At 42.4% G+C, this 16657-nt stretch carries 17 protein-coding genes and 1 tRNA gene; 12 read left to right on the forward strand and 6 right to left on the reverse strand.

All coding sequences use genetic code 11. The features are described 5' to 3' along the window. The 10 genes from BBEV_RS03370 (at position 1) to BBEV_RS03405 (ending at position 9603) form a co-directional block, all read left to right on the forward strand. Positions 1-282, forward strand: a complete 282-nt coding sequence (locus tag BBEV_RS03370; RefSeq protein WP_069364172.1) for a ferredoxin family protein — start codon at positions 1-3, stop codon at positions 280-282. A gap of 282 nt (positions 283-564) precedes the next feature. Continuing rightward, positions 565-1062 carry an Lrp/AsnC family transcriptional regulator gene (locus tag BBEV_RS03375; RefSeq protein ID WP_069364173.1) on the forward strand — a complete coding sequence of 166 codons (498 nt, stop codon included), beginning with the start codon at positions 565-567 and terminating at the stop codon, positions 1060-1062. Beyond that, positions 1059-2252 (forward strand): aminotransferase, encoded by a 1194-nt coding sequence (locus BBEV_RS03380; RefSeq protein WP_084007196.1) that lies wholly within the window; start codon positions 1059-1061, stop codon positions 2250-2252. Before BBEV_RS03375 ends, BBEV_RS03380 begins: the two co-directional genes overlap by 4 nt. 72 nt (positions 2253-2324) lie before the next feature. Next, entirely contained in the window at positions 2325-2759 is a 435-nt protein-coding gene (gene yugI / locus BBEV_RS03385; RefSeq protein WP_069364174.1) for a S1 domain-containing post-transcriptional regulator GSP13, read from the forward strand. A 246-nt stretch (positions 2760-3005) separates the two neighbouring features. Further along, positions 3006-4364, forward strand: coding sequence for a glucose-6-phosphate isomerase (locus BBEV_RS03390; RefSeq protein WP_069364175.1), 1359 nt, complete (start codon positions 3006-3008; stop codon positions 4362-4364). Positions 4365-4546: 182 nt separating this feature from the next. Continuing rightward, positions 4547-7222 (forward strand): cation-transporting P-type ATPase, encoded by a 2676-nt coding sequence (locus BBEV_RS03395; RefSeq protein ID WP_069364176.1) that lies wholly within the window; start codon positions 4547-4549, stop codon positions 7220-7222. Positions 7223-7628: 406 nt separating this feature from the next. After that, positions 7629-8969 carry an RNA-guided endonuclease InsQ/TnpB family protein gene (locus BBEV_RS03400; RefSeq protein WP_069364177.1) on the forward strand — a complete coding sequence of 447 codons (1341 nt, stop codon included), beginning with the start codon at positions 7629-7631 and terminating at the stop codon, positions 8967-8969. Between the two features lie 30 nt (positions 8970-8999). Continuing rightward, entirely contained in the window at positions 9000-9149 is a 150-nt protein-coding gene (locus BBEV_RS17780) for a hypothetical protein (protein WP_232318172.1), read from the forward strand. A 140-nt stretch (positions 9150-9289) separates the two neighbouring features. After that, on the forward strand, positions 9290-9448 hold the full coding sequence (locus BBEV_RS17555) for a hypothetical protein (RefSeq protein WP_198155058.1): 159 nt from the start codon (positions 9290-9292) through the stop codon (positions 9446-9448). Between the two features lie 79 nt (positions 9449-9527). Then, positions 9528-9603 (forward strand) — tRNA-Ala (locus tag BBEV_RS03405). A gap of 283 nt (positions 9604-9886) precedes the next feature. On the opposite strand, the gene BBEV_RS03410 is transcribed toward BBEV_RS03405, so the two are convergent. The 5 genes from BBEV_RS03410 to BBEV_RS17075 form a co-directional block, all read right to left on the reverse strand. Beyond that, positions 9887-10999, reverse strand: a complete 1113-nt coding sequence (locus BBEV_RS03410; protein WP_069364178.1) for a site-specific integrase — start codon at positions 10997-10999, stop codon at positions 9887-9889. A 228-nt stretch (positions 11000-11227) separates the two neighbouring features. Next, a complete protein-coding gene (gene tnpC, locus BBEV_RS03415; RefSeq protein WP_069364179.1) occupies positions 11228-12799 on the reverse strand; it encodes an IS66 family transposase in 1572 nt (523 codons plus the stop codon). 43 nt (positions 12800-12842) lie between these two features. Next, entirely contained in the window at positions 12843-13199 is a 357-nt protein-coding gene (gene tnpB / locus BBEV_RS03420; RefSeq protein WP_084007197.1) for an IS66 family insertion sequence element accessory protein TnpB, read from the reverse strand. Beyond that, complete coding sequence (tnpA, locus tag BBEV_RS03425; RefSeq protein ID WP_069364181.1) at positions 13196-13531, reverse strand: IS66 family insertion sequence element accessory protein TnpA; 336 nt, start codon at positions 13529-13531, stop codon at positions 13196-13198. The genes tnpB and tnpA overlap by 4 nt, the downstream gene beginning before the upstream one ends. A gap of 68 nt (positions 13532-13599) precedes the next feature. Further along, positions 13600-13761, reverse strand: a complete 162-nt coding sequence (locus BBEV_RS17075) for a helix-turn-helix domain-containing protein (protein WP_084007198.1) — start codon at positions 13759-13761, stop codon at positions 13600-13602. 229 nt (positions 13762-13990) lie between these two features. Between BBEV_RS17075 and BBEV_RS03430 the strand changes: the two genes are divergently transcribed. Continuing rightward, positions 13991-14572 carry a helix-turn-helix domain-containing protein gene (locus BBEV_RS03430; protein WP_069364182.1) on the forward strand — a complete coding sequence of 194 codons (582 nt, stop codon included), beginning with the start codon at positions 13991-13993 and terminating at the stop codon, positions 14570-14572. Positions 14573-14884: 312 nt separating this feature from the next. Then, on the forward strand, positions 14885-15907 hold the full coding sequence (locus BBEV_RS03435; protein ID WP_069364183.1) for a hypothetical protein: 1023 nt from the start codon (positions 14885-14887) through the stop codon (positions 15905-15907). Here BBEV_RS03435 and BBEV_RS03440 read toward each other — a convergent pair. Beyond that, positions 15900-16406 carry a hypothetical protein gene (locus BBEV_RS03440; RefSeq protein ID WP_069364184.1) on the reverse strand — a complete coding sequence of 169 codons (507 nt, stop codon included), beginning with the start codon at positions 16404-16406 and terminating at the stop codon, positions 15900-15902. The two genes, BBEV_RS03435 and BBEV_RS03440, sit on opposite strands and share 8 nt — an antisense overlap. Positions 16407-16657: the final 251 nt, after the last annotated feature.

Genomic DNA, 16657 nt, shown 5'->3' on the forward strand with positions numbered 1-16657 from the left:
ATGGCACAGACGCTTGAAGATAAGCAGTATTTGCTTCGTTTCAACTGTGACACTGAATCGCATCTGATTATTAAAAATCACGATGTATGTGCAACATCTTGTCCTGGAAAGGACTGCACCATCTTCTGTCCTGCTGAAGTATATAAGTGGGAAGGCGACAGAATGTTTGTCGGCTATGAAGGATGTCACGAATGCGGAAGCTGCCGCATTGGCTGTCCGCATGATAATATTGAATGGCACTATCCAAAAGGCGGTCACGGCATCGTGTTCCGACTGGCATAATGTGTCTCGTAACAGGACCTCGAAGAGCACGACTTCGAGGTCTTTTTTTTCGTACGTTAGGAAAGTTTAACTTTGCTAACGGATTACAGTGTACGTGCAACGAAAGCTTTCGCTATTAAATCTTGGTGAAAAGCCAAGCATTCTTTATTTTTTTCTCCGTAAAAAGGGTCACCTGTTGAAAAGAAAGAAAATTTTGATAAATCATCACAATACCCGCTGGCAAGTAAACGATTCCTCATGTAGAATAGTGAGAATAAGAAGAGTAAAGGTGTGGATGGAATCATGGATGAACGAGATCTGGAGTTATTAACGTTAATTGAGAAGCAAGGACGTTTGGAAACCAGTCAGTTGGCAAAAATGATGGATATGAAAGAAGATGAAATTGCGTTAAGAATGAGACGACTTGAAGAACAGAAAGTGATTCTCGGTTATTCTGCATTAATTGATTGGAAAAAGACGCCGGAAAAAGAACGTGTAACTGCGAGTATTGATGTCAAGGTCACGCCGACAAGGGGCAGAGGGTTTGATGCGGTTGCGGAGCGGATCTACCGGTTCAAGGAGGTCAAAGCCCTGTACCTGATGTCAGGGACGTATGACCTTGCCGTTGTTATTGAAGGGGCGACGATGGCTGAGATTGCCAATTTCGTTTCGGATAAGCTGTCAACGCTCGATTCCGTCATTTCGACAACCACCCATTTTCAATTGAAGCAGTACAAACATGATGGCATGATTTTCGTTGATGATGATGATCAGGATCCTCGGATGGTGGTGTCACCATGAGCATGGTGAATCAAACCCAAGTTCACGAGACAAGATTGTCAGATGCAGTCAACCGGATCGCCCCTTCCGGAATCCGGCGGTTCTTTGATCTGGCAACGTCGATGGATAACGTCATTTCCCTTGGAGTTGGTGAACCGGATTATACGACGCCCTGGAATGTCCGGGAAGCCAGTATTCATTCCTTGGAACGCGGATTAACGGCGTATACGGCAAATGCCGGGCTCATCGAGCTGAGAAGAGCCATTTCAACATATTTAACAAAACGTTTTGCCATCGATTACAATCCCGATAATGAAGTCGTTGTGACAGTCGGCGCCAGTGAAGGGATCGATTTGGCGATCAGGGCGATCGTTAATCCGGGCGATGAAGTATTGATCGTGGAACCGTGTTTTGTATCGTATGCACCGATCGTATCATTGACAGGTGGGGTTCCTGTGCCGGTTCCGACAGAAATCAGCAATGATTTTATGGTGGAACCTGAAGAGATCGTTAAGCGAATTACACCCAAGACGAAAGCGATCATGCTGTCGTACCCGAACAACCCGACTGGGGCTGTTATGTCGAGAAAAAAGATGGCGGAGGTCGCGGATCTGGTCATTGAACATGACTTAACAGTCATTTCTGATGAAATTTATGCAGAATTAAGTTATGACGATGAACATGTCAGTGTCCCGACTTTTCCAGGCATGTGGGAGCGTACGATTTTGATCTCAGGTTTTTCAAAATCATTTGCCATGACCGGATGGCGGATTGGTTACCTCTGTGCGCCGGAGCCCTATGCCAGCGCGATGCTGAAGATTCATCAATATGCGATGATGTGCGCTTCAACGATGGCCCAGTATGCGGCCCTTGAAGCGTTGGAAAATGGGCAGGAAATGATGGATGAGATGATCACGAGTTACCGGCAGCGGCGGAATTATTTCGTCAAATCATTGCGGGAAGCCGGCCTCTCCTGTCATACACCCGGTGGTGCCTTTTATGCATTCCCGTCCATCAAGGAAACAGGCTTGACTTCAGAGGAGTTCGCCGAAGCTTTTTTGATGGAAGAAAGGGTTGCAGTGGTGCCGGGGCATGTTTTCGGTGTCGGCGGTGAAGGGCATGTGAGATGCTCTTATGCCGCTTCGATGTCACAGCTCGAAGAAGTAGTCGAACGGTTAAAGCGCTTCAATGCAGCACGAATCGGACGGTAAAATAACTACTTTGTTTTTTTTGATATCCTGTGTTATAATTACACAGTTAAAAAATATATGGGAGTTGTTTTCATGTCAAGTCAATACGAAGCAGGAAGTATCGTTGAAGGAAAAGTAACAGGTATCAAACCTTTTGGTGCATTTGTAGCACTTGATGAGAAGAAGCAGGGTCTTGTTCACATCTCGCACATCGCCCACGGTTATGTAGAGGATATTAATTCTGTATTGTCAGTTGGAGATACAATCAAAGTGAAGATTCTCTCCGTTGATGCAGAATCCGGAAAGATTTCACTTTCCATCAAAGAAACATTGCCAAAACCGGAACGCCCTCAAAGCCAGAGTGGCGGTAATCGCGGAGGCGGAGCCGGCGGACCTCGTCGTTCCGGCGCTGGAGCTCCGAAAAAGGAATCCACGCAAGGTTTCAACACGCTGGAAGATAAGCTGAAGGACTGGTTGAAGCAATCCAACGAGATTCAGGCGGATCTGAACAAGCGCATCAAGAAGTAAGGTCACGTTTCTTTCCTGAACGATACCAATGCAAAAGGGATGCAGTCCAAAGCGACTGTATCCCTTTTGTTGATTCAAAACGGAATGTTGACAATTTCGTTACAGCCAACAGCAGACTTTGCGGTTTAAACGCTTTCATACAGAAGCAAGTGGTTGCGCATTGCACTGCAATTGATTAGTATTGAATACAGGGTGGATGAGTACTGGCAACTTACTGAATCTGAAAAAAAATTGGAGGATGACAAAATGACTGAAAAAATGACGTTTGATTATTCCAATGCTTCACGTTTTTTAAGTGAACACGAATTAACCAATCTGCAAGGAGCGGTAAATGCAGCACACGAAGCACTGCACAATCAGAGTGGTGCCGGAAACGACTTTCTGGGTTGGATCGACCTGCCGGCAAACTACGATAAAGAGGAATTCGCAAGGATTCAGAAATCCGCAGAAAAGATCCAGTCTGATTCGGATGTATTGATTGTGATCGGCATCGGAGGCTCTTACCTCGGCGCGCGGGCTGCAATCGATGCACTGAGTCACAGTTTTCATAATGATCTGGATGCTGATAAACGTAAAGGTCCAAAGGTCTATTACGTCGGAAATAACATCAGTTCCACGTACGTGACCCATTTACTGGAGGCCATCGAAGGAAAAGACGTTTCTGTTAACGTGATTTCAAAATCGGGAACAACAACGGAACCGGCGATTGCCTTTCGTATTTTCAAAAAACTCCTGGAAGATAAATATGGCACAGAAGAAGCACGTAAACGGATCTATGCCACTACAGACGCTGAGAAGGGTGCTTTAAAGAAGCTGGCTGCTGAAGAGGGGTATGAATCCTTTGTCATTCCGGATGATGTAGGCGGGCGTTTCTCCATCTTTACAGCCGTGGGTCTGCTCCCGATTGCAGCGACAGGACTTGATATTCAGAAAATGATGGATGGGGCCGCCGCGGCCCGCGAAGATTTCAGCACACCGGATCTTTTTAAAAACGAAGCCTATCAATACGCTGCGGTTCGAAATGCGCTCTACAATAAAGGCAAGACGATTGAAATGATGGTGAACTATGAGCCGGCGCTTCACTATGTCAATGAATGGTGGAAGCAATTATACGGTGAGAGTGAAGGAAAAGACGGCAAAGGCATTTTCCCGGCAGCCGGGGATTTCTCAACTGACCTTCACTCGCTTGGACAGTATGTTCAGGATGGTCGCCGTGATCTGTTCGAAACGGTGCTCCACGTCGGGAAAGTGAACGAAACCGTTACGATAGAGAAGGAAACGGAGGACCTGGACGGACTGAACTACCTTGCCGGAAAAGACATGCAGTTCGTCAACGATCGTGCTTATGAAGGGACACTGCTCGCCCACATTGATGGCGGCGTTCCGAACCTGATTTTGAACATCCCAGAACTGAATGAGTATCACTTCGGCTATCTCATTTACTTCTTTGAAAAAGCCTGCGGACTAAGTGGCTATCTCCTTGGAGTGAATCCATTTGATCAGCCTGGAGTGGAAGATTACAAGAAAAACATGTTTGCTCTTCTAGGTAAACCGGGATTTGAAACAGAGAAGCAGAATCTTGAAAATCGTCTGTCAAAAAAATAAATGATTGATCATAACCGTCTGTGGATGTCACAGGCGGTTTTGCTAACACTTTATCAGAAGAGTTTAAGTGCAACTGAGGCTTTCGACTTGAACTTGGTCATGGGTGGCGTTCTTTACGTTTAGTGTGGAGGAAAGAAGGCAATATAAACCATATGAACGTGCGTGGAGGGAGTGTGAGTGAAATGTCAGATCAAGAAAAATATTGGCATGCGCAGTCAAAAGAGGACGTTCTCTCTGGTCTGGATGTCAATCAGGATAAAGGGTTAACGAGTGATCAGGTAAGTGAAAAACTGAACGAATACGGGAAGAATGAGTTGCCTGAAAAAGAATCGGAATCAGAACTGATTAAGTTTCTGAAGCATTTTCACGATGTGCTGATTTATATTTTAATTGTCGCAGCAGTTATCACGGCCGTTCTCGGTCACTACATTGACACGGCCGTGATTCTGCTTGTCGCGGTGATTAATGCAAGTATCGGTTATTTTCAGGAAAGTAAGGCCGAACAAGCCCTTGAAGGGATCAAGAATATGCTCTCTCTTGAGGCAAATGTCTTACGGAATGGATCAAAGCAAATGATCGATGCTTCAGAGGTCGTGCCCGGGGATCTGGTCTATTTAAATGCCGGAGATAAAATTCCTGCTGATCTCCGCCTCCTGCAGGCAGATAATCTGAAAACAGAGGAAGCAGCCTTGACCGGTGAATCCACATCCACTGAAAAAGTGACCGGAGAGCTGGACGAAGACACTGTGCTTGGTGACCGGGAGAATATGGCTTTTTCCGGAACTTCTGTAACGTCCGGAACCGGTGTAGGTATTGTAGTTGCGACAGGTTCCCATACGGAAATCGGCAAGATTAACGAATCCATATCCGAAGTGGAAGAGTTAAAAACACCGCTGATGAAGCAGACCGACCGGTTTGGTAAGCAGGTCGCGATGTTTATCGTAGCCTCATCAGCCCTCTTATATGTTTTCGGCTTCTTTGTCAGGGACTATGGGGCTGCAGAACTATTGTTATCGATCATCGGGCTTGCCGTGGCAGCAATCCCAGAGGGTCTTCCTGCGATCATTTCCATTATCCTTGCCTTGGGTGTGCAGAATATGGCCAAACGAAAGGCAATTGTAAGAAATCTGCCTTCCGTGGAGACCCTCGGTGCGGTGTCTGTCATCTGTTCGGATAAAACAGGCACATTGACGAAAAATGAGATGACCGTCACCTCGGTTATGACCAGGGAATCGGCGTATGAAGTGACTGGTACGGGTTATTCTCCAAAAGGGGAAATTAAAAAAGACGATACGGAAGTGTCTGTCGATGAAGAGAGTCATCTCAAGGACCTCCTGAAAATCATGAAGACCTGTAACGATGCAGAGCTGCAAGAAGATGACGGGACGTGGACGATCAATGGAGAGCCGACAGAGGGCTGTTTATTGACACTGGCTGAAAAAGCGGATGGTGAAGTCCCACGTCATGATGTGATTTCAAAAATTCCTTTTGATTCAGCTTATAAATACATGGCGGTTCTGATTGAAGAAGAGGGCGAACGTTACATCTATATTAAAGGTGCGCCGGATAGGCTCTTCGATATGGCGAAAGAAGGTGAATCCGACTTTGACCGTTCTTTCTGGGAAGACAAAATGAAAGAGCGGACGACCAAAGGTGAACGGGTATTGGCCGCCGGGATCAAGAAGGTTGACAGCACAAAAGAAGAAGTGGATCATGACGATCTGTTCAGTGGGGTCAACTTCATTGGATTCACCGGGATTATCGATCCGCCTCGCGAAGAAGCGATTGTGGCCGTGGAAGAATGTAAAAAAGCCGGTATTCAAGTGAAGATGATTACAGGGGATCACAAGGATACCGCCATGGCGATTGGTGAGCAGATGGGCATCGGTGATGGACAGAAAGGGCTCGAAGGCAGGGAGATCGACGAGATGAGTGATGAGGAGCTCTCAGCGGCGATAATGGAATATGACGTATTTGCCCGCACCAGCCCTGAGAATAAGCTTAGGCTCGTGAAGGCGTTGCAGGAAAATGATCAGGTCTCTGCGATGACCGGGGACGGTGTGAACGATGCGCCGGCATTAAAACGGGCAGATATCGGTGTTGCGATGGGTATCAAAGGAACAGAGGTTGCCAAGGAGTCTTCCCAGATGGTACTCGTCGATGACAACTTCGAAACCATCGTAGGGGCAGTCGAAGAAGGCCGACGGGTCTATTCCAATCTCAAAAAAACCATCCTGTTTATTTTACCGACCAATGGTGCGCAGTCGTTACTGATCATGATCAGTATCCTGCTTGGGACGACCATGCCGTTATCCCCGATCCAGATACTTTGGGTCAACATGGTCATCGCGGTGACGGTTTCATTGGCATTGGCTTTTGAACCACTTGAAGAAGGGGCGATGAACCGAAAACCCCGACCGGTCAAGACACCGCTTTTGACGCCTTACTACATTTTCAGAATTGCATTTGTGTCGCTCTTAATCGGGGGAGGTACATTGCTCTTCAGTCAGAACCTGCTGGGAGCAGATGTGGACGAGGCTTATTTAAACAGTGTTGTTCTGCAAACCGTTGTTATTATGCAGATGTTTCACCTGTTTAATACCAGAAATGAGATCGGTTTTGCTTTCAACAGGAATTTCTTTAAGAACAAGGTGGCCTTTCTGGTTTCAGGGGTGCTCCTGGGACTGCAGGCCTTCATTTTGTACGTCCCATTTATGAATGTGGCTTTCGGGACAGTACCATTAGGTTTGGACTACTGGTTGATCCCGATCGGCTTAGGGATAATCGTATTTACAATCATTGAGATCGAGAAAACCATCACAAGAAAATTTGTGATGAAACGAAATCATCAGAATTGATGTAACAGATCTGAACGTGTTGTTCAGATCTGCTTTTTCTTTATCATCACTAGGCAAGAAGACTCCATCTGATTCGCGATACGGGCATCAGCCCAGCGATTCAGGTGGAGATGAATTGCCATCAGTCTTACGACTGATAGATGTTTTAAATAAAAGAACAAGAGTTCGAAAATATATCTAGCTTCTTTTTTGTTAAATGGTATAATGAGTGATATAGACCGAAAGGATTGACACCATTTGGAATTAGATAATAATCATTCAGTGTTACTGTTGCATTACCACTTAGTTTTGGTTGTTAAGTAACGAAATTAAAAAATTGCTATGGAAAGAAATGTTTTGGTTGCGCAGCTATTGAAACACAAGGAATGAAGCAAACACCTTGACGTCGGTAAAGGAGGTGACACAAATGGCTAGGAAAAAACCGATTAAAGTATTGCGCAAGAAAAAGAAAACAGTCAATATGCAACGGTTCACCCAAAAGCAGAACATTGGTCGCAGCACCCTTAGCGCTAGGGAGTTTCGACTTCTGCAACGCATGTCTCATAGTTCTAAGGCTTTGCGCAACGTAGGCTTATATACGATTAAACAAAAGTATTTGAATGAAAACAAAATGGCGACAACAAAAGAAATAGACAGCGCAATGAAGGCCGATATGAACTATTGGGGCATTCAATCCAACTCCGTACAAGCGGTTCGAAGAACCTTACTCAGTGACGTAAAGAGCTTCTTCGAAGCGTTAAAGAAGTGGAAAGAAACCCCTGAAGGTTTCACAGGTCGCCCAAAGTTCCCAAAGTATTCTCGTTCCACGGCTAAACGCGTCATCGAAATCTATCAAGTTCCCAAAGTGGATCAGGATGGATATTGGAGCATTCCAATGAATACTGCTTTCAGAAAACGTTTTGGTCCCTTAAGACTGAGAATGCCAAAGAATTTAATGGATAAAAACATTTCTTACATTGAAATTGTGCCAAAGCAAAACGGTCGGTTCTTTGAGGCTCATTATGTATACGAAGTACCTATGTCTCAAATGAAGAAACAACAAACGACGACAAAAGCTTTGAGTTGCGATTTAGGTGTAGATTATCTTCTTAGTTGTACAACGAATCAAGGAGACGCCTTTTTGATTAATGGAAAGAAGTTAAAATCCATCAATCAGTACTTCAACAAAAAGATAAGCGAATTAAAACAGAAAAACATCGAAAACGGCTTGTCGAAACGCATAGTGACAAACCAAATCGCTTCTCTTTGGCGTAAACGAAATCTCCAAATAGACGGCTACCTTTCACAAACCGTAGGTTTTTTGTTCAAACAGATAAAACGACTGAACGTCGATACCGTGGTAATGGGTTATAATGCCGGTTGGAAACAAGAATCGCATTTAGGGAAGAAAAACAATCAAGAGTTCGTACAAATTCCTTTCCACAGATTGATTTCGGCTATTGAGAACAAGTGTCTCAAGGAAGGCATCCGTTTCGTTAAGCAGGAAGAGAGCTACACGTCTAAAGCTAGTTTTCTGGATCATGACGATATTCCGGTTTGGTCAAAAGGCGATAACACGATGTACTCCTTTAGTGGGAAGCGCCTATATCGCGGCTTCTATCGCTGTGAAAACGGACAATGCATCCATGCCGACATTAATGCAGCATTAAATATCCTTCGGAAATCCCAAGTAGCAGAATGGGATGAAAAAACGAAAATAAAAACGCCCATGATCATGGACGTTCAAAAACGTAAAGCTGTTGCTTAGCGCATAGCCTAGTGGGTGCGTCAACCATCCATGTGTACTCAACTTTTGTTGGGGCTTGTAGCACACGCCAGTTATATTCTGAGTGGTGGTTTCTTCCGAAAGGAAGAACTGCTCTTCTTCGGAAGGGTGGTGCAAGTGGGAAAACGATCGTACGTCGCCAGTACCAACCAAAAACAGTGATTTGAGAAGAACCATGCAGAGCGTCGCTCTTCGTAAGAAGAAAAGACCTGCTTGGCTATCTCAAGCCCCCACTGAAACGTTGTACTTCAGTGGGGGTTCGTTGACGATAGAATAATGGGGAAGAGATGGAGGGATAAACGATGGCGCAGGCGATTATTTTTGCAATTACAATCTTTATAGGGTGGGTGATTTTTGACGGAATTAAACATAAAAAAGTGCACCGTGATAATGTCATTGCGGGCTTCATTACAGCGATTTTGGCAGGGATCGTATGGTATCTGCTGTTTGTGATTTTCTGATCGATTTTTTTTACAAAAACTATTGCATGTTCGAACATGAACCGCTATAATCAATAATTGTGAGTCACCGATTGATCGAGGGGCATTAGCTCAGCTGGGAGAGCGCTTCGCTGGCAGCGAAGAGGTCAGGAGTTCGAGCCTCCTATGCTCCACCAATATTGACTCACTTACATATGTGACCAACGACGTGGTTTTCCGAATGATCGGGGAATTGCGTCGTTTTTTTGTTCGTGTGCTGAATTGAAATAAAGATGATTGAAACGTTGATTTGAAAGGTTTTACCGAAGAAAAAGACACCGTATATCACAGTGTCTTTGCTTAGTGGTTTTAGCGAATATTCGTTTTATAGGATTGTGAAAATTTGGTTTTAAAATCAGTGATTAATGAATGAGTCATGAAATTTTGGTTTTGGTAACGTGTTTGGTAACATCTTCAGATTTAGAATTGAAATCGGATCGCTTCTGCCACTTCCGAGGATACTTCTTTCTGAACGTTTGGTAACAGGTGAGAATATGTGTCGAGAGTCGTTTTTACATTAGAATGACCTAGTCGTTCTGCAACTACTTTTGGATTCTGTTTCAAAGTCAACAGGAGGGTAGCATGGGTATGACGCAGGTCATGGAAGCGTATTGAAGGAAGATTTGATTTACTGATGAGTTTCTTTAAATTTCTTCGCAAGTTGCTTGGGTTAATGGATGTTCCAACTTCAGAAGCAGCAACTAGATTTTCATCAGAATAGACATCTTCGGATTGCCTCTTTTGTTCTTGTTGTTTTTCGTAATGTGAGAGCAAAACGTCAATTTGAGAAGAAGCAAGCGTTAAAGAACGCATTGATGATTTATTTTTAGCTCCATATTGAAGCTTTCCATCAGTTTTTCTGGTTTGTGTAATGAAGATTGTACCCGATTCAAAATCAATATCTTCCCAACGCAACCCTAGAATTTCGCCCTGTCTCATGCCTGTAACCAAAGCGATATAATACACGATGAAATATGGGGAATTTTCTGCGAGGGAAAGGAATTCATTGATCTGCTCTGAATTCCAGACGGTTATATCCCTTGTTCCTTTTTTAGGGCGTTCAACTGTTTCCATTGGACTGATTTTAATGTGTTGCAAGTTAAGAGCATACTGGAAAGAATCTTTCAGAAGGTCATGAACTTTTGCCCTTGTTGCTCCTGCGAATGAATCATCGTTCATTTTTCCGTAAAACTGGTAAATTAATTGGGGCTTTATGTTGTTAAGCTTTACCTCTCCTAAAAATGGAAGGATGATTGATTTGAATAGGTGTGAGTAGCATTCGTAAGTTACTGATGAAATCCTCGGTTTTTTGTACACCATATATTCTTTAGCGAGGTCTTTGTAAAACATCTTACTTGGGTGAACATATAGGCCATCTTCGTACTCCATTATAGCCCTTCTTAATGCTTGCTGAGCTTCTTTTTCGGTTTTGAATCCACGGGTCTTCACTTGATTTCTGCTCCCATCAGTTTTTTTACCGAGTGTGACTTGAAAATACCAGGACGACCCTTCATGCTTAACTGTGCCTTTCATTGAACTCTTCTCCTTTCAAAATGAATGCATGTCAAAGTACTTACTTTAGACATGCATTGAGTCAGCTGTTTTTAGTTGATTGTGATATGAAGACTTTTCCAAATATGAAAATATTCAAGTTGGTGAACATTACGCACTTTCATCATAAAACCATTCGTAGAACGTAAGCGTCAAAAATCCGCACCTATTAATTTAGATGCGGATTTCCTATACTGAGTTTAAATTCGATTATTTGATCCGAATTTCCTCTGGTAATGATTCTGACCAGGGTAGAAACTGATCCATTTCAGATTGCTTGCTATTGGGCAAATGTTCAAACAAGTAATCCAGATAAGCTTGAGGCTTTAAACGATTCTCTTTTGCTGTCTCAATGATACTGTAAATAACACTACTGCTCTTTGCACCTCGCGGTGTATTGGAGAACAGCCAGTTTTTTCTTCCAATCACAAAAGGTTTTATGCTGCGCTCAGCTCTGTTGTTATCTATATCAAGGCGGCCATCCTTTAAGAAGTTTCTCAGGTGATCCATTTGATTGATAGAATAAACAATGGCTTTTCCAAGGAGCGTTTTCGGTAAGGTTTTGGCTCGCATCGTTTGAAGCCATGCTGAATAAGCCTCCAAAACAGGTTTTGAACGTTTTTGACGAACGTCATAGACTTTTTCCGGAGAGAGGCGCTCTTCCTGTATATGCTTTTCGATGCGATAGAGCTGGTTGATAAAATCCAGACCCTCCTGTGCAGAACTTTTGGTTGTCGAACCATCATCAGGTAAGGATTTCACAGCATCTACGAATTTCCTGCGTGCATGAGCCCAGCACCCAACAAGTTCGACTTTCGGTTTTAAGCCGTGATAGCCTCCATATCCGTCTACGTGCAAGTATCCTTTAAATCCTTCAAGGAAACGAATTGGATATTTACTGGCGCGTCCGGGTTGATAGTCGTAGATCACAATCGGCACACTGCTCATGCCTGATCGGTACAACCACATATAGGAGGTAGAGCTCGCTTCCTTCCCATCCTCTTTGAGAACTTGAACAGTCGTTTCATCGGCATGAAGAACATCGAGCAATGTTAAAGTCTCAACCATCCGATCGTAGATCGGTTCCAGCCACTGTTCAGAACCTTCAAGAATCCAATTTGAAAGGGTCTGCCTTGATAAAGGAACACCCAAACGATTGAATGCCTGTTCCTGGCGATAAAGCGGCGTCCCCTGAACAAATTTCTGGTCCATGATGTAAGAGACCATCGATGGTGAAGCAAGGCTTCCTGGGAATGCCCGCTCTGGAACAGGTGCTTTAACAATCGGGTTTCCCGTACCGTTTTTCTCACAGTCTCTGCAACTGTATAGATAGGTAACATATCGAATTACTTTAACCTCTGCCGGAATGATTTCCAATTCTTCTTTGACTTGTTGCTTCATTGTATGGAGCTTTCCATTGCAGCACGAACAAACCTGATCCTCAACCGGGAGTGTATGCTCAATGGTTTTTGATGGAAGGTTTTCTGTAAGGTCCTTTCGGACTTTGCGCTTTTTCTTACGTTCATATGTAATCGATTCGACCGTTGGTTCTTCTTCGGACGGATGTTGTTCTTGCTCTGCTTCATTAAACAGAGGCAGCTCCAGCTGATCCGGATCCGTTTTTTCACTGGACTTACCGAATTTTTGTCTTTGCTGGAGGCTGAGCTGTTCCTTGTACCATTTGAGTTGAAGTTCAAGTTCAGCCTTTTCCCGTTCAAGTTTCGAGACACGGTCTTCGAGATGTTCAGTTGTTTTGGGTGAGATCGCAGAAGATTTTTTCATAACGAGATTTATTTTATATGGAAACGCGATTCACTTCAATAGTTTATACAACTTTTTCAGGAGATAACTTTCTGTGGGCTCCTTTTTGATCAATCGGAAGCCCATCCAGAAGCCATCTTAACTGCCTGTCTGTAATGAGTAAGGGTTGATGGTCATCTGCTTTGGGCCAAGGAAACGTCCCTTTTTCAAGGCGGCGATAATAAAGCCAGAAACCATTATGATCCCAATGCAAGATTTTAATCTTATCCCTTTGTCTGTTACAGAAGACAAAGAACGACGGTGAGAAAGGATTCAGTTGGAACCCTTCCTGCACAATGGCAGCTAATCCGTCGATGGATTTCCGTAAATCTGTTGCACCTTTTGCAAGGAAGACTTGTTTAGGCTGAGCATGAGACATCATAATGCATTCACTGCTCGAAGAAGATTGGTGAGGTCCGACTGATCTAATCCCGAAGGGATTTCAAGTCGGCTATCATTTGGAAGGGTAAGATAGATCATTTGGGGATCAGGTCGGGATGTGGCATCAACGTTTACGGGTATCCAATTAGTTTGCGGCTGTTCTGCGGTTGCAAGTGATTTGGATTCTTCTTTAAATTTACGAATCCAGTAGCGCACTTGATGGACCGTGAATTCATCATTTTGACGAACCCACTCAGCTACAGACAGTCCAGATTTTTGGACCTCTTTAACTTTATGTTCCCAGAAATCTCTGAGGTTAGCATTCCTATTCATCGCGTCAACTCCTTCGTACTTTTACTATAATCACAGTATGAAGGAGCTAATAATAAAATTACACGTGCTTATTTTTGACGCTTACCGTAGAACGATTTTTCAGGAATGATAATGCGATTACCGAGACGTTTATTCGGGATGATTCCTTGATTCACCAATTGATATGTCTGGTTGATGCCAATTCCTAGAATTGCGGATATTTCTTTTACTGTGAGTGTTTTTCTTTTCATAGGCGTGTGCCTCCTTCGGGGTGATTTTAAATTTACCCTTTCCAATGATTAGATCATCTGGGTATATACTTTGTGGTATTTATCGCCAAATAGATAGTGAGGAAGTTGGTTCGGGGTGAATAAATACAGTATAGCGGAAGAGGTCATATATTCCTTACAAGTTTCTTGTAAACATTTTCAAAACATGATTTACTATAGGTAATAAACTATTTATCAGGAGTGGACAATCATGAACTTAACGGTTGAAGAAATCATTCATTTAATCAAGACTAATCAATCCAAAGAATACATACACCAAAATACTGATGATACAAATGATCCTCCCGAAGAAGTGTATTTTGGTCATGCATTGAGTGCTTACGAATTGAATTATTTTGAAAAAGAAATTAAAAAGAAAAAGAAGAACAGTCGAAAAGTAAAAGCATTATTAAACGAATACATAAGAAAAGAAGAGGAGGCAGAAGGCATTGATTTATCCAGCAGCACAATTGCCAGGATCCTGAATGTTGGACCAAGTATGATTTCGAACTTGACATCAGGTCGATCCGTTGGAAGAATTGATATTTTAATGAAATTGGCAATTTTTTTCAGGTTAAGTTATGAACAAACAACTGAACTTTTGTCTGCTTCGGGTAAGGCATTTAATAATAATGACCTATACGAGTCTGCAATTCAGATGGCAATTATGAACGAAAAATATGATATAGAAGACATAAACGAAATTTTAGAACTGGCCTGCGGAGATAATGTCAGTATAGATATGTTAGATAAGCATGAAATATATAAGCCTATGAAAAAGACGTCTCAATAATCGGGGCGTCTTTTTTTTTGTGGGAACTTTTGCAGATGTATGAATATATTTCATGGATGTTCATATAATTGCAAAGGCTCGAACATGCTTGAACATAAATGCAGTGTTAATGATTTTGATTCTTCATTATGATAATCATAGGAATTCAGTTGTATCAGATTTTTAACCATTCAATGAGAAAAAATAAAGTTGAAACGGGAAAAATAAATGGGTGTATTAACCGATCAAATGCCAATCATATCAATCGATTCACCAGTCAATTCATAATCCCGATTTGATGATGCAACTATTCGAAATCAGAGGAGTGAAATTATGATTCATACGCTACAAATGTATGTTCCAATGGCTATCGACGACGTAGAAAGAATGAAAGCTCGCTTCCATATTTCAGGCGACGACGTGGAATCGGTATTTCATGGAAAATATCCTTTTGCACATTTTAATTTGATCAATCAGCAAGCAAAGGGACGTTACTATCTGTCGATGCATATCGACATTGTAAAAATTCTGGGGAGGTCTGACATTGACGAATCTGACTTTACTGCGGTTGAAAGACAGATCAATTCGATGATTTTTAAGATTTTCATGGATTGGCGTGCAATTCAAAATGCGTTTTTAGTCCGCATCGATTACCGTTACGACATTCAGATTACCGATCCCAACCAGCGGAAATTACTCTTTCATTTATATGGTAAACTGGCTCAACAACATGGACATTTAAAGAAACACACAGGTAAGCTGAAAAGTGACGGCACATACGAGGCTTATGAAACGAGTGTTTACCATTCCTCAAAATCTTCTGGAACTCTGGTCTACGACAAAGAAGCACATTTAGCAGATATTGGATTGGAGGTTATGCCCTATGAAGAAAGTGTTCTTCGATTTGAAGTCAAACTTTCTAAAGCGCATCTGGATTACAAGATGAACCCGAAGAAGTGCTTGAATACGCGTGATCGTCAGTTGAAAGAATACTTCAAACGCAGTGTGTTTCATGAATATATGTATCGAATGCTAAAACCAATTTATTTCCAAGGCGATTTCGTCAAACTCACAGAAGCTAAAAAACGCATTGAAAGATCAACACTGACGCCGTATCAAAAAGACAAGTTGATTGATCTGTTAAAGAAAATCAACTACAGTAAAGCAACTGTTTCGTCTCCCGTTAAAAAAGGCAATGTCTCCAAGCCTACCTTCAAAAAATATCTTCGTCTGCTCGAAGAACTCTCCATTCATCCCATTACTATCCCCAAAAATATCAAAGGTTCTCCAAAATCAATTCCAAATCCTTTGTCATTGCTGTTTGATGAAATTGAAAAAAGCCACCCCATTAGGTGACTTTTTCATCTGTATCGTTTTGCTTTTTGTGCATGAACTCAATTAATGACTGAGCAAGAAGATCCTGGACGTTAAATTGAGGCCAATTGGACTGGCAAAAAGTCTGGAAGTCTTGATAAACGTGCTCACGAATTCGGATGCTCTTTGTGATGACTTTGGTATTGTTGTCATAGATCGTCGGATCAATGTCAACTCGCTTCCCTCTCATATTCAGAAACAGCCGTTCGAAATCCTTTTTGTGATCTTCGATGAATTGCATGGTCTCATTCTGATTCACTTGATTGAAAGAAGGAGAAGCATCTTGATCGCGAACAAAACGGAAAAATTGATTGTATCGTTTAATATAGACGTAGTCCTCTTTTTGCATTTCTTTTGAAAAGGAACTTCTTGCAACACCAATTGATTCAGCAACTTCTTCGAGTGAATTGTTCTCCATCAGCTTATTGATTTTTTTCACACGAACATGAGGATCCATTGAGAAAAACTGATCTTTATTCATTTTGCACCTCCAAATTATTGTTGTTGTATTCTATGCAGCTCACATGAAATTATTCAAAAGAGAAAAACAACTTCGTGTCCATTAAATTGATGTAGAAAGTGCATTATATAAATATGTGCTTTTGAGACTATTTATTTAGTGTATTTTTATATAAATATGAATCAAAAGAGTTAGGTAAATAACTCTTTTGAACTGATTTCTTTCCGTGGTGAAATTCTGATTAAATGAAAAACACCCTGATCAAAAGGGTG

Source organism: Salisediminibacterium beveridgei, assembly GCF_001721685.1.
Taxonomy (GTDB): Bacteria; Bacillota; Bacilli; order Bacillales; family Salisediminibacteriaceae; genus Salisediminibacterium; species Salisediminibacterium beveridgei.